At 42.7% G+C, this 12,349-nt stretch carries 12 protein-coding genes and 1 pseudogene; 5 read left to right on the top strand and 8 right to left on the bottom strand.

Annotated elements, in window-relative coordinates; genetic code table 11:
- The 4 genes from rtcA to EXT43_RS14855 are packed head-to-tail and all read left to right on the top strand — an operon-like array spanning window position 1 to window position 3,404.
- Window positions 1–1,029 (top strand): RNA 3'-terminal phosphate cyclase, encoded by a 1,029-nt coding sequence (rtcA, locus tag EXT43_RS14870; protein WP_165385110.1) that lies wholly within the window; start codon window positions 1–3, stop codon window positions 1,027–1,029.
- 15 nt (window positions 1,030–1,044) lie between these two features.
- The gene (locus EXT43_RS14865) at window positions 1,045–2,301 is read left to right on the top strand and encodes a multifunctional CCA addition/repair protein (RefSeq protein WP_130167316.1); all 1,257 of its coding nucleotides are present in this window, start codon (window positions 1,045–1,047) and stop codon (window positions 2,299–2,301) included.
- On the top strand, window positions 2,298–3,113 hold the full coding sequence (locus EXT43_RS14860; RefSeq protein ID WP_130167315.1) for a nucleotidyltransferase domain-containing protein: 816 nt from the start codon (window positions 2,298–2,300) through the stop codon (window positions 3,111–3,113). The genes EXT43_RS14865 and EXT43_RS14860 overlap by 4 nt, the downstream gene beginning before the upstream one ends.
- Window positions 3,114–3,143: 30 nt before the next feature.
- On the top strand, window positions 3,144–3,404 hold the full coding sequence (locus EXT43_RS14855; protein ID WP_130167314.1) for a hypothetical protein: 261 nt from the start codon (window positions 3,144–3,146) through the stop codon (window positions 3,402–3,404).
- Between the two features lie 29 nt (window positions 3,405–3,433).
- Here EXT43_RS14855 and EXT43_RS14850 read toward each other — a convergent pair whose 3' ends face one another.
- The 6 genes and pseudogenes from EXT43_RS14850 to EXT43_RS14830 all read right to left on the bottom strand — a co-directional run bounded on the left by EXT43_RS14850 (window position 3,434) and on the right by EXT43_RS14830 (window position 7,598).
- Window positions 3,434–4,693, bottom strand: a complete 1,260-nt coding sequence (locus EXT43_RS14850; RefSeq protein WP_165385109.1) for an AAA family ATPase — start codon at window positions 4,691–4,693, stop codon at window positions 3,434–3,436.
- Window positions 4,680–5,330: an RNA ligase family protein gene (locus EXT43_RS14845; protein ID WP_240701509.1), complete on the bottom strand. Its 651-nt coding sequence runs from the start codon at window positions 5,328–5,330 to the stop codon at window positions 4,680–4,682. Before EXT43_RS14845 ends, EXT43_RS14850 begins: the two co-directional genes overlap by 14 nt.
- A 149-nt stretch (window positions 5,331–5,479) precedes the next feature.
- On the bottom strand, window positions 5,480–5,812 hold the full coding sequence (locus EXT43_RS14840; RefSeq protein ID WP_130167312.1) for a phosphotyrosine protein phosphatase: 333 nt from the start codon (window positions 5,810–5,812) through the stop codon (window positions 5,480–5,482).
- Window positions 5,813–5,978: 166 nt separating this feature from the next.
- A pseudogene (locus tag EXT43_RS20775) lies at window positions 5,979–6,134 on the bottom strand (peptide chain release factor-like protein); the annotation flags it as partial.
- Window positions 6,124–6,450, bottom strand: coding sequence for a hypothetical protein (locus EXT43_RS20770; RefSeq protein WP_205990964.1), 327 nt, complete (start codon window positions 6,448–6,450; stop codon window positions 6,124–6,126). The pseudogene EXT43_RS20775 and the gene EXT43_RS20770, both read right to left, overlap by 11 nt.
- The gene (locus EXT43_RS14830; protein WP_130167311.1) at window positions 6,447–7,598 is read right to left on the bottom strand and encodes an RNA ligase RtcB family protein; all 1,152 of its coding nucleotides are present in this window, start codon (window positions 7,596–7,598) and stop codon (window positions 6,447–6,449) included. The genes EXT43_RS20770 and EXT43_RS14830 overlap by 4 nt, the downstream gene beginning before the upstream one ends.
- Window positions 7,599–8,002: 404 nt before the next feature.
- Here EXT43_RS14830 and EXT43_RS14825 point away from each other — a divergent pair, with 404 nt between their 5' ends.
- Complete coding sequence (locus EXT43_RS14825) at window positions 8,003–9,151, top strand: serine hydrolase domain-containing protein (RefSeq protein WP_130167310.1); 1,149 nt, start codon at window positions 8,003–8,005, stop codon at window positions 9,149–9,151.
- 19 nt (window positions 9,152–9,170) lie between these two features.
- On the opposite strand, the gene EXT43_RS14820 is transcribed toward EXT43_RS14825, so the two are convergent.
- Both EXT43_RS14820 and glmS read right to left on the bottom strand, forming a co-directional pair.
- Entirely contained in the window at window positions 9,171–10,346 is a 1,176-nt protein-coding gene (locus EXT43_RS14820; RefSeq protein ID WP_165385108.1) for an alpha/beta hydrolase-fold protein, read from the bottom strand.
- 98 nt (window positions 10,347–10,444) lie between these two features.
- Window positions 10,445–12,265 carry a glutamine--fructose-6-phosphate transaminase (isomerizing) gene (gene glmS, locus EXT43_RS14815; protein WP_063528942.1) on the bottom strand — a complete coding sequence of 607 codons (1,821 nt, stop codon included), beginning with the start codon at window positions 12,263–12,265 and terminating at the stop codon, window positions 10,445–10,447.
- Between the last annotated feature and the right edge of the window lie 84 nt (window positions 12,266–12,349).

Genomic DNA, 12,349 nt, shown 5'->3' with positions numbered 1-12,349 from the left:
ATGAACTATTTAATAATTGATGGTGCACAAGGTGAAGGCGGAGGGCAAGTACTTCGCACCGCCCTCACCTTATCAATGTTAACCAAGCAAGCCATTGAAGTTGTTAATATTCGGGCCAAGCGAAAAAAGCCTGGCCTGTTACGCCAGCACCTAACCTGTGTGTTAGCAGCACAACAAATCTGTGATGCCGAAACAGCAGGAGTTGAACTAGGCTCAAACCATATTCGCTTTGCGCCTAAACAAATAAAAGCGGATGATTATCACTTTGCGATTGGCACAGCAGGCAGTACAACGCTTGTATGCCAAACTGTATTACTGACATTAGCGACAGCAAAGCAGCCCTCTACCATAACCTTTGAAGGTGGCACACATAATGGTATGTCACCTTCACTGTGCTTTTTTGAGCACTGTTATTTGCCAGCTTTAGCAAAAATGGGGGTGTATTGTGAGCTTACAGTTACCAAGTATGGCTTTTACCCTGCCGGTGGTGGCAAATGGCAGTTAACCGTTTACCCGTGTGAAACATTAAAGCCCTTTGCGCATTTTGCACCGCCAACTAAGGATGCCAAAAAGTCGATTAAAGTACTTGTTAACAAGTTACCGGGGCATGTTGCGAAGCGTGAAATTAGCACTGCAAAACAATACCTTGATTGGACAGGCGCTGAAACCACGATAACTCGTGTAGAAAGTATTGGAGCAGGAAACAGCTTGCAGCTACAGATAACATCAGACACCCATAACAGTATTTTTGAAGTTATTGGTCAACATGGTATTGCAGCACAAAAAGTGGCTCTGAAAGCAGTAGAGCAGGTTACACAATTTACCCAATCAGCAGCGGCAGTAGAAGAACATCTGGCAGATCAACTGCTTTTGCCATTAGCTTTGGCCGGTAAAGGCGAGTTCAAAACCAGTGAACCAAGCTTGCACAGCTTAACCAATGCAGAGGTCATAAAAACGCTTTTGCATGTAAAGATAACGTTTACTCAGCTTGATGATAACCTTTGGCAGGTATCATTAACTGATACCTAATTAGGATGATCGGCAATGGAAAACACATTAAAACATGTTTATTTAGTCGGCGGTGCAGTTCGCGACAAATTGCTAAACAGAGCTGCCGCTGATCAAGACTTTGTTGTTGTGGGTGAAACACCAGAAACCATGTTAGCCCTAGGCTTTGAAACTGTTGGTAGTGATTTTCCAGTATTTTTACATCCAACCACCAAGCAAGAATATGCCCTCGCTCGCACTGAACGAAAGCAAGGTCGTGGCTACAAAGGGTTCACGGTGAATGCCAGTACCAGCGTAACTCTAGAAGATGACCTTGCGCGACGGGACTTAACTATCAATGCAATGGCGATGAGTGCCGATGGCGAGCTTATAGACCCATTTAACGGCCAACAAGATTTAAATAACAAGGTACTTAGACATACATCAGCCGCATTTGCTGAAGATCCATTACGTGTATTGAGAGTGGCTCGATTTTTAGCTCGTTTTGGTGAAAGCTTTAGTATACATCCTGATACCAAGGCATTAATGATGCAAATACACCAACAAGGTGAATTAGCTTTTTTAACGCCAGAACGGGTTTGGAAAGAAACAGAAAAAGCACTTGCTGAGCCCCACCCTGAGCTTTACTTCAAGACGTTGTATGGTTTAGGTGTGTTTCCAGAAATAGATGCAATGAGTGGTGTTCCCCAACCAAAAGAACACCACCCTGAGGGCGATGTTTACACCCACACACTTTTAGTTTTGCAAAGAGCGGCTCAGCTAAATTTTGATGTAGAAACTCGCTTTGCCGCATTAACGCATGATTTTGGCAAGGCGACGAGCTTTGAGCTAAACGGCAATTTACATGGCCATGAACAACGCGGCGTGACAGTTATCAAGGCGTTTTGTCAGCGTTTAAAAGTACCTAAACGATTTTATGAGCTGGCAGCATTAACCAGTGACAATCATACGCGTTGTCACAAAATCACACTGCTAAAACCAAAAACATTACATAAATTACTTGTCGACAAGCTAAATGCGCAAAATAAGCCTGCGCGGTTTTTGCAGTTTTTGGATGCGTGTCAGTGTGATGCGCAAGGACGGGGGCCAAGTTTTATACATCGGCCTTATGCGCAACGAACACTTGCACTGGATTTAGTAAAACAACTAAACAAGCTAGATAAAAAAGCACTTGTGCAACAAGCAATACGCCAAGGTAAAAGCGGTATAGCCATCGGAAAAGCAGTTCGCGAAGCAGAAATAAAGCAACTACGAGATTACCTCACAGAGCAAAGTAGTAAGGAAACAAAATGAATAACACAACAGCACACTCAGCAATCGATGACAGTGTAAGAGCTGAAATAATGCGACGCATAAAAGCCGCAGAAGCAGAACATAACGTTAAAGTGTTATTTGCTATTGAGTCGGGTAGCCGAGCATGGGGATTTGCAAGTCCTAACAGTGATTATGATGTGCGCTTTATTTATGCGCATGCTAAAGATTGGTATGTAGCAATTGATGTTGAAGAGCAAAGAGATGTAATTGAATACCCAATCGTCGATGAAATCGATATAAATGGTTGGGATATTCGTAAAGCACTCAAGCTATTCAGCAAATCAAATCCCGCGTTTATTGAGTGGTTACAATCACCCATAGTGTATGTTGATGATGGCTTTTTTGCTGCACATGCAAAGCGACTAATGCCACAGATAGTGTCATCTCATAAAGGCATTTATCATTACCTGCATATGGCAAAAGGTAACTTTAGAGAGTATCTGAAAAAAGAGCGCGTTCCGCTGAAAAAATACTTTTACGTATTACGACCACTACTGGCGATTATGTGGCTCGAAAAATACGATGAACCAGCCCCAATTGAGTTTGATAAACTAAGGGAGCTTGTCAAAGAGAACCTTGCATTGGATGCTGCGATTTCAGATTTGCTCGCCCGAAAACGGATAAGCCTAGAAAAAGAATACGCGCCAGCTGTGCCTGTAATTAATGAGTTTATCGAAGCAGAGTTAACACGGCATGAAAACTACACAGCTAACGTAAAGAAGAAAGTCGTCGATTTTAATGCTTTAAATCAGTTGTTTAAAACGACACTTATGCGATACGAGAGCGAATAGTTTTGTTATTTAAAATTAAAAAGGAATTATATGAAAAAGCTCATTACTTTGCGTTTACCCGCAATTTTAGCAAGCCTGATATTAATAGCGGGATTGATTTCATTAACATGGGAGAGTGGCACTTCCTATGATGATGGAGGGCTGGGTACGTTTTCATTTATTATCTTGATGCCAATAATGATATTAAGAAGCCTGATAAAACTCCCTGTATGGGTGCTCGTTCCTACGATTAGTGTTGGCCTATTCTATCTAGATTATTTTTTAAATAAGCGCTTAAAAAACAAAGAATAGGCTCGCAATGCGAGCCTATTTTGTAACAATTAAAAACGACCAAATTGATAAAGTAGCTGCCCTGCTTCGCCAATCACTAATTGTCTATGTGTTTGGCTTTGCCAAGGCCATTCAAACTTTTTAAGCTGATTTTGCTGCACGTCATCACTGACGCTAAACGTTCTATTGTGGTTGTATTGTTTTAAGCTTTTAGCGCTTAATTGAAATACCACTAATGTGACTAATGCCCCGTAATTAATAGCTAACTCAATCAATGGTTCTCTAAAGTCTTTACGGGTACTTGTGGCATCCCACACTAGGTTTCTTTTTTCAGCTAGTGCCTTTTTAAAGCGTTGCTTAGCAAGTTGCAAAACTTGCCCACGACTTTTTTGGCAGCTACGTTTACCGTTAATTTCAGCCCTAATGTCATCAAGTGAGATGACTTCAAAATCGACTAAGTTATTTGCGATCCAAGTTGATTTTCCACTGCCGCTGATACCACACATAATGTAGCAATGACTGTACTGCTGACAGGTTGTATAGTTTTTCGCAATGGCTTCTTCGACAAGCTTAATGTCGCCATCAGCTAACTGTTTTATGGCATAACCATCCAACAATGTTTGCTCTGACTTAGTAGGCTTAACCTGTATCCGCGCTAAATATGTAGTTGTGGGATTAGTTACCCCCCATAACTCATAATCTTGTGCAAACATGCGATACTGCTCTAACAAATCAAGCTGTACTGCCAAGTCATTGCAAACTCGACCGCGCATATCGGCTAATTCAAGCCAATAGAGAAGTTCTAAATCTGCATTTAGTGACAACTTGAAATAATCACTAAACTCTTGATTTTTAATCACAAGGCGTTTTGGCACTTGATGAAAACCCACCAAGCCCATAATTACCATGATCACACTGTGCTCAAGCGGAAGCTCTATCAACTTCGTTGCTAAATAACTTGCACCAATTTCTTCGTGTAACGGAGCTACAACCCTTAACTGACCTTGAATCTCCTTTTTTCGGGTGGTCAATGGCTTGGCTATATCATGCAGTAAGGCAGATAAAATCAATGCTTGTCGCTTTTTACCTGTGATATGAGAAGCCTCAGCAGCAAGCAACTCATAAACTGCTTTAAGCACTAAATCAGTATGTATTGCGACATTACCTTCTGCATGCCAAATTGAATCCTGCTCTGTTTGCTCAAATTCATTTAATAACGGAAAAAAGCACCCTAGGTTCATTACACATTCGGCAAAACTAGGAGTATTTTGCAGCTCAAGGCTGGCTAACCAGTTTTCAACTTTTTCCATGCTTGCCCCCTGCCGATTTTTGTAAACCATTTGCAATAACGTCTGCGTACATCCAATGCTGCTCGGTGGTTACATGGTTATTTCTAACCCACTTAGCTACCGCACTTGCAAAATCTTTGTAATGAAAACCTTCAGCAAGTCGCACCACATAGCCTTCTTGGTTCACTGTATCTATCGAAATAGCTTTAATTGTTTGCTCACACCAAAGACCAACATACAGCTCCTTTGGTGTTGTTAGCCCCAAGCTTGCAAGAAACTGCTCAGTGTCTTGCCAACTTAAACACTGATTGAGCTCATTCCACACAGAAAAAGCCATAAAATAACTTGGCAAATTGTTGTATGAGATTGAATGCCTTGCATAAAGGTTCTCACCACAAATACGCCATCCGATTGGTATTTTATAACCGACTTGCGCTTGCAGTGCTTTTACCCACGCGCGCGATGGATGAAAGCGGCTATCAATCGATCTTGCATGAATGTAGTCATTGTATAAGGTGGTATTTTCACCATCCATTTTTTCCGTGACCACAACTTGTTTGCCGACAAAATGGCTTAAATCTCGTCGCTTTACGTCGTCATTCGTAGCCCCTAATGACCATGGAAGGTGTGGGGTACGAGGATATTTAATTCTCATCATATTTCTCCATATCTACTCTAATTAGTAGCTAGATTCATTTAGCTTTCAAAGAAATAGACACAGCAGTACGTACTCATAGTAGTGTCACTATAAGTGTTTGGATTGCTGTGCCTTGATGGAATTACATCGTTCTATCCTCGTTTTATTTATTATGCAGTGTGGTCGAAATAGTGATCGACTGACTGCTTTAAAGTTTCAATGAGTGCCTCATCCATATATTGGTACTCATCGGGTATATCGAGTACCTGAATCGGCTTGTATTGTAATAAACGGCTAAACTGCGCTTTAAGGCGTTGTTTATGCTTATGTTCCATTACAAAAATTATATCTGCCCAATTAATATCAGCCGTTGTTACCGTGTGCCTTGCTCGTGGGCTTGTGCCTGCAGAGCGGGCTTTAATGCCATTGTATTGGTTGAATACCTTTTCTGCCGTTGGGCTACGCCACTGGTTACGGCTACATATAAACAGTAAGTTTTCCATGTCCTTTTCCTTTGTGAGTCTGGCTAAATTCAGGGCCCTTAAACGTACGAATAGGATTACCCCGTTGCAACTCATTGTGTTGTTGCCACCGCGACTTTTGCTGTTGGCTTGCAGCCTGCTGAGCTTGTTCTGCCAGTTTTTACATTAGTAAAACTCGAGCTAAACGCTTATTCGCATGCTGACTTCGTTCACTCTCTACGCGAACAGCAATTCCTGTCGCAACATGGGTAGCACGAACAGCCGAATCAGTGGTGTTTACATGTTGGCCTCCCGCGCCACTTGCGCGGCATTGCTGAAAGCGGATCTCGCTATCAAAAAGTTTGCTCAGCAATTTCAAATATTTGACCGCCAAAATACCAGTTTTTACGCTTATGCCTTGCTCTGAATGGGCTTTGACAAACCCACAACATCGAGCCATGCCATTGCTGCGCAAACTGTTTTAAAATTTGCGGCTCAGCACCGGTTAATTCAAGCAATACCGATTTGTAGCAGCCTGAAAGCTCAGCTTGCTCTACTGCAAGAGTATTCACCTTAATAGCTAACGCTTTAGCATCACACTCAAGGCGCTTAACAGCCATTGCCACCGCTTTACAGCACTCTAAAGGACCCGCCCCTGACGATAATTGCACTAAGATCATCCGCACGTTCCTTGTGTTTTAAAGGTAAGCACAGGCTTTAATTTGGCAATTACAGTAACCAGCCCAGCATCAACAAGGTCATCAATAACTGTTTGGCAGTCTTTGTAAGCTTGTGGTGCTTCATCATAAAGCAGCGTTTTATCATTACAGATCACCCTGCTACCAAACGCAGTGCGATATAAATCTTCCTTTTTAAACTTGTGACTCAAACGGCCTTGGCATTCTCCACGCTTCCATTTGCGACCAGCGCCATGTGCAAGGGAGCGCAAGTTTACGTTTTGCTCAGCCGTTGGCTTAACTAAGTAACTGTAATCACCGCGAGAGCCAGGGATCATCACAGCCCCTTGATCGCTAGGTGTAGCGCCTTTTCGATGTAACCAGCCTGCTTGTCCTGCAATCTGTGATTGACTTACAAGGTTATGATTTACATCTAAAACCTGTTCGCCACCAGCGCGAATAGCTTGTAAAAAACGCCGTGCGATCAGTTCTCGGTTTAACTGGGCCCAACGCAGGGCTTCGTCATGTTTGGCCATATAATCTGTAAAGGCATCACTTACTACCTCAAGGCCATCATGGTTATGCTCTGCAATATGCTTAACTAAAATAGCTTGCCCTAACCCTCTAGAGCCAGAATGCACCAATAGCTGCAATTTTTTAGGTTGTAGGCCTAAAGCAAGCAAGGCTTGTTGATCAAACACCTCTTCAATCGCCTGAAATTCAGCGAAATGATTGCCACCACCTATGGTGCCAAGGGCGCTATCAAAACCAGTTTGTGTGATAGCTAGTTCATGTTTTCGCTCGCTAATCAATGTGTGCCAACTTTCATCTAGCGGCTGTTCAACATCGCTTAAGCGTTTTGCGAGCTTATCTACATTTAACTTGGCTAACTTAGTATTGGTTTGCCAAAGCGACATACCGCAGCCAATATCATTCCCCACTAAAGCGGGGTAAATTCTACCTTCTGTAAAAAAGGCTGCCCCAATGGGGTAACCTCGACCTGGGTGTAAATCGGGCATACCCGCTACAGCGTACATACCAGGTAATTCAGAAGTTTTAATTAATTGTTGTATTGCTAGCCCTTCAATCCACGACTCTTTAGACGCAATAAGGCTAACGTTATCAGTAAGTTTTTGGACGGACTTGCCCATAATACCAATTCCTTTCTCTGCAATAGAAAAATGCTAACGAAAAATGATTTGGCAGGTCTTTGATTAATTGATCAGGCTTAGCTTTGAAAAGCTAATAAAGAAATAGCTTCGAGCTAGGCAAGAAAACGACCTGCAAAGGAACAAGTTGTATAAGTCATATTGTTTACTCCTCTACAGTGTGTGAATGATTAAAATCGCGGCGATTGTAAACAGCTTAAAAAGTGAAAGCAACTAAAAAATAATCAATCGTTATTATTTACGCCCTTTTAAAATGTTCATCACAACGTGAAAAATGTGCAATTAAGCGCCTATGGGTTGTCATCCAGAGAAAATTTGAGCAATCTAAAAATGCCTTAAAAATAATAACAATAGTGACTGCAAGGTTACTCAAAAAGGATGCCGCCATGCTCAAACACCCTATAGCTCGCTCACTCATCAGCTTACCACTGTTGATTGCTGCCCATGTCACTAGCGCAGCTGAACTACCAAAAGAGATTGATGCCGCCTTTCAATCGGCGGTAAGTGCGAAAACGGTGCCGGGCATTACTGTCGCGGTAGCCGATAAATCAGGAATAATCGCGGCAAAGGGTTATGGTTTTGCCGATATCGAAAACCAAGTTTTAATGAGTCCCGAGCATAAGGTTCGCATTGGCAGTGTTTCTAAACTTATTGCTACAGCTGCTATGATGCGCCTTTACGACAAGGGATTGATTAACTTAGACAAACCTGTAACCGACTATGTAACTAACTGGCCAGAAAAACATGCAGCTTTAACACTGCGCCAGCTCGCGTCACATACCGCAGGGATCCGCCATTACAAAAAAGGCGCCAATGAATTTTTACTCAACAAATGGTATGGCGATATTGATAGCGCTTTAGCCATGTTTAAAAATGATCCCCTACTGTTTGAGCCGGGCACCAAACACCAGTATTCAACATTTGCTTGGACATTAGTTAGCGCTGCGATGGAAGGCGCTGATCAGAAACGCAACTTTCGACAAATTATCGAACAAGAAGTCTTCGCGCCACTCAAGTTAAACGACACATATTTTGATGAGCAGTTTACCCTGATCCCACATCGTGCAAGACCTTATAGCGTTGATCAGGGCCGTTTAATTAACTCACCGCAGACCGATCACAGCTATAAATGGGCAGGCGGTGGGTTTATTGCAACACCAAGTGATATCGTCAAGTTTGCAGTAGCTCACACGCAGGGCAATTATCTAAAAGCAACCACAGTGGATGAAATGTTTACCCCAGCCACACTCAATAATGGTGAACAGGTCAATTTTGGTATTGGTTGGATGACAGGTTTCAAAAACTATCAGCAAAGAGAAAAATACCAACATGATACTGAACTACAAGCATTGATGGCCGACATGCCACACACGGTAATGCACTCTGGCGGTAGTATGGGTGGCATTACCATGACCATTATGTGTGTTGATCATCAACGCGCGGTGACTGTGGTTAAAAACGTCAATGGTGATAACAGCGCAGATGTATTCGCGCTTGCCCTACAAACCCTAAGCTATTATCACCAAGACCATTGATTTGTTTAAGGCAGCTTAATTATAGCTGCCCTTGTAACCTCGTTTTTGTCTCTTTTAAGTAATCTGGGTAGGGATAAGAGTCATCGGCAACAGCTATTGCAGCCTCGATTTGAACTAATGCTTGGCGAGTATTACCTTGCATTTCATAGCCATATGACAAAGCTGATAGTGCATACGCTGATTTAGGGTAGTTTTTGATATTGTACTTAAACACCTCAATAGCCCGCTCAAATTGCTGGTTATCCGTTAAGCTGTAACCCAGCATCCTAACAGCGCGGTCTGGTGGCGCTATTTGCTCGCCCCATTGCTGAGATAAACGTTGATAATAGGCATCAATTGATGAAACATCATCGCCCAATGCACTCAAAGGCATATGTTTAGATAAAAATAAGCCATGGTACGCATTAAATGCCCCAGCAGCTGAGGTTAGGTTATGCGAAACGCCTGCAAAGGCATCGCTCTTAAAGCGCAAATTTTGCACCTTACTATTTTGCACTGTTTGCTGCATATCATCGTATCTTTCGCGCATAATGCCGGCTTCTTCGCCGATATTCATATATACATAGCTGTTAATACTTTTGGCTTTAGTAATAAAGGTATTTAGACTTTTAGCCGGGGCGCCATAGTTCCACCATACCGCAGGGCTATAAGCAATGTGCGCTTGAAATAACTCAGGATCAGCCTGCATTGCGTAAAGAGCAAATACACCCGCAGCTGAGGCTCCTGCAATAACTCTATAATCATGAGTACGATACTGTTTATTAACCAAAGGCATCAGTTCTTGCTCTACGAAAGCTAAAAACTTTGCTGCACCACCGCCTTCACCAACAGGCCCTTGTGGTTCTTTGTTCACTGTCGGATAAAAATCTCTAAGTCGATTAGTGCTTTCAATTGCAACTACAATCACTTCTGGCGCTTGATCATTTTCTTGTAAGCGTTCAAGCACAGCATTAATCAATGGTAAATTACCGGCCCCATCCAAACGGTAAATAACGGGATACCTTTTGTTTGGATGTGTTTGATAGCTTTTTGGCAATTGCACAACGACAGTGCGTTGCTCACTAAGATTACTTGATTCGATAGTATGCGTATGTTGGCTGTAATGTGTAACCGCCTCATCTGCAGCGGGTTGAGCCATTACATGACTAGTACAGAGTAAAAAACCACTAATACAGAGTAACTTAAATAGTCGCACGACTTATCCTTAAGAAATATTGGTAATTTTTTAAGCTAACAGAATTGCAGGTACAAAAAAAGGCGCATAGTGCGCCTTAATAAATATAAACTCTAAACTTACTCAACCGTTACCGATTTTGCTAGGTTTCGAGGTTGGTCTACGTCGGTGCCTTTAATAACCGCAACATAGTATGAAAGCAGCTGTAGCGGGATTGTATATACAACTGGAGCAATCACGTCATCCACATGGTTTACGTTGATTACACGCATTGTTTCGTCAGATTCAAACGCTGAGTCTTTGTCTGCGAATACATAGATAATACCGCCACGGGCACGTACTTCTTCTACGTTTGATTTAAGCTTTTCAAGTAGTTCGTTGTTTGGTGCTACAACAATGATTGGCATGTCGGCATCAATCAACGCAAGAGGGCCATGCTTAAGCTCACCCGCTGCGTATGCTTCGGCGTGAATGTATGAAATCTCTTTCAGCTTAAGTGCACCTTCCATCGCGATTGGGTATTGTGAACCACGACCCAAGAATAGTGAGTGGTGCTTGTCAGCGAATTCTTCAGCTAAATCTTCAATACCCTCAGCAAGCAATAATGCTTCTTCTAACTTGTTAGGTAGTGTTTTGATTGCATTTACAATCGCACTTTGATCTAAGCCTTTTTCTTGCGCAATCGAAGCCGTTAGCATTAGTAAGCCAACAAGTTGTGTAGTGAAGGCTTTCGTTGATGCAACACCAATTTCAGCACCGGCTTTAGTCATAAAGGCTAAATCCGATTCACGTACTAACGATGAACCCGGTACGTTACAAATGGTCATTGACGCCATGTAACCTTGCTGTTTTGCAAGACGAAGTGCAGCAAGTGTATCTGCTGTTTCACCAGACTGTGAAATGGTCACAAGTAAGCTGTTTTCATGTACAAATGATTCGCGGTAACGGAACTCAGAAGCAATCTCAACGTTACAGCTCACGCCTGCGAACTGTTCAAGCCAGTAACGAGCAACCATACCTGAGTGGTATGAAGTACCACAGGCAATAATTTGCACGTGTTTTACGTCTTTAAAGATTTGCTGAGCGCTTTCGCCAAAGGCATCAATCGCGACAGTGTCATTAACTAGGCGGCCATCAAGGGTGTTACGCACAGCAAGTGGTTGTTCGTAAATTTCTTTCAGCATGTAGTGACGATATTCGCCTTTACCTGATGCATCTTGCGTAATGTTTGATTCAATCACTTCGCGCTCGACTGCATCACCGTTTGCATCAAAGATTTCAACACTGTCACGGGTAATACGAGCCACATCACCTTCTTCAAGGTAAATAAAACTGCGAGTAACAGGTAATAAAGCAAGTTGGTCAGAGGCAATAAAGTTTTCGCCAAGACCTAAACCAATCACCAGTGGGCTACCGGAGCGCGCTACGATGATTTCGTTGTCGTTCGCTTTATCAAAAACAACCGTACCAAATGCACCTTCAAACTGCTTAACAGCAGCTTGTACAGCTGCTAAAAGTGTATCGTGCTGTTGGCGAAGTTGGTGAATAAGGTGCACCATGACTTCTGTATCTGTTTCTGATAAAAACTCATAACCATCGCCTTTTAGCGCATCGCGCAGGCTGGCATGATTTTCGATAATGCCGTTATGAACTAGGGCAATTTCGCTATTCGAAACATGTGGGTGAGCATTCGCTTCGGTTACACTACCATGGGTAGCCCAACGTGTATGTGCGATACCGGTAGTGCCTTTAACAGCGGCTTCATTCAGTGCCGCTTCAAGGTTAGCAACCTTACCTACTGCTTTTACAGTGTTAAGCTCAGTACCTTTAAGTAAAGCCACACCTGCCGAGTCATAGCCACGGTATTCAAGGCGCTTAAGGCCTTCAACAAGTATTTTGTTTACTGGGCGTTCTGCAACAGCCCCTACGATTCCACACATAATCTCTCCTTTTGCACATGCCAAAGTGTTTTACTTTGGGCGAGATGTGTTGTCATAAATGATGCGTAATAAGGTGTTGTCGGT

The sequence above is a fragment of the Pseudoalteromonas sp. CO109Y genome (genome assembly GCF_004208935.1).
GTDB classification, from domain to species: domain Bacteria; phylum Pseudomonadota; class Gammaproteobacteria; order Enterobacterales; family Alteromonadaceae; genus Pseudoalteromonas; species Pseudoalteromonas shioyasakiensis.
Note: the sequence above shows the minus strand (reverse complement) of the source record. Positions and strands in the feature narration are given on the sequence as shown.

Coding starts and splice junctions, on each gene's coding strand:
- EXT43_RS14845 (WP_240701509.1), bottom strand. CDS start 5,330: ATGATGAGAATTAAATATCCTCGTACCCCACACCTTCCATGGTCATTA.
- rtcA (WP_165385110.1), top strand. CDS start 1: ATGAACTATTTAATAATTGATGGTGCACAAGGTGAAGGCGGAGGGCAA.
- EXT43_RS14830 (WP_130167311.1), bottom strand. CDS start 7,598: ATGGGCAAGTCCGTCCAAAAACTTACTGATAACGTTAGCCTTATTGCG.
- EXT43_RS20770 (WP_205990964.1), bottom strand. CDS start 6,450: ATGATCTTAGTGCAATTATCGTCAGGGGCGGGTCCTTTAGAGTGCTGT.
- EXT43_RS14855 (WP_130167314.1), top strand. CDS start 3,144: ATGAAAAAGCTCATTACTTTGCGTTTACCCGCAATTTTAGCAAGCCTG.
- glmS (WP_063528942.1), bottom strand. CDS start 12,265: ATGTGTGGAATCGTAGGGGCTGTTGCAGAACGCCCAGTAAACAAAATA.
- EXT43_RS14840 (WP_130167312.1), bottom strand. CDS start 5,812: ATGGAAAACTTACTGTTTATATGTAGCCGTAACCAGTGGCGTAGCCCA.
- EXT43_RS14850 (WP_165385109.1), bottom strand. CDS start 4,693: ATGGAAAAAGTTGAAAACTGGTTAGCCAGCCTTGAGCTGCAAAATACT.
- EXT43_RS14860 (WP_130167315.1), top strand. CDS start 2,298: ATGAATAACACAACAGCACACTCAGCAATCGATGACAGTGTAAGAGCT.
- EXT43_RS14865 (WP_130167316.1), top strand. CDS start 1,045: ATGGAAAACACATTAAAACATGTTTATTTAGTCGGCGGTGCAGTTCGC.
- EXT43_RS14825 (WP_130167310.1), top strand. CDS start 8,003: ATGCTCAAACACCCTATAGCTCGCTCACTCATCAGCTTACCACTGTTG.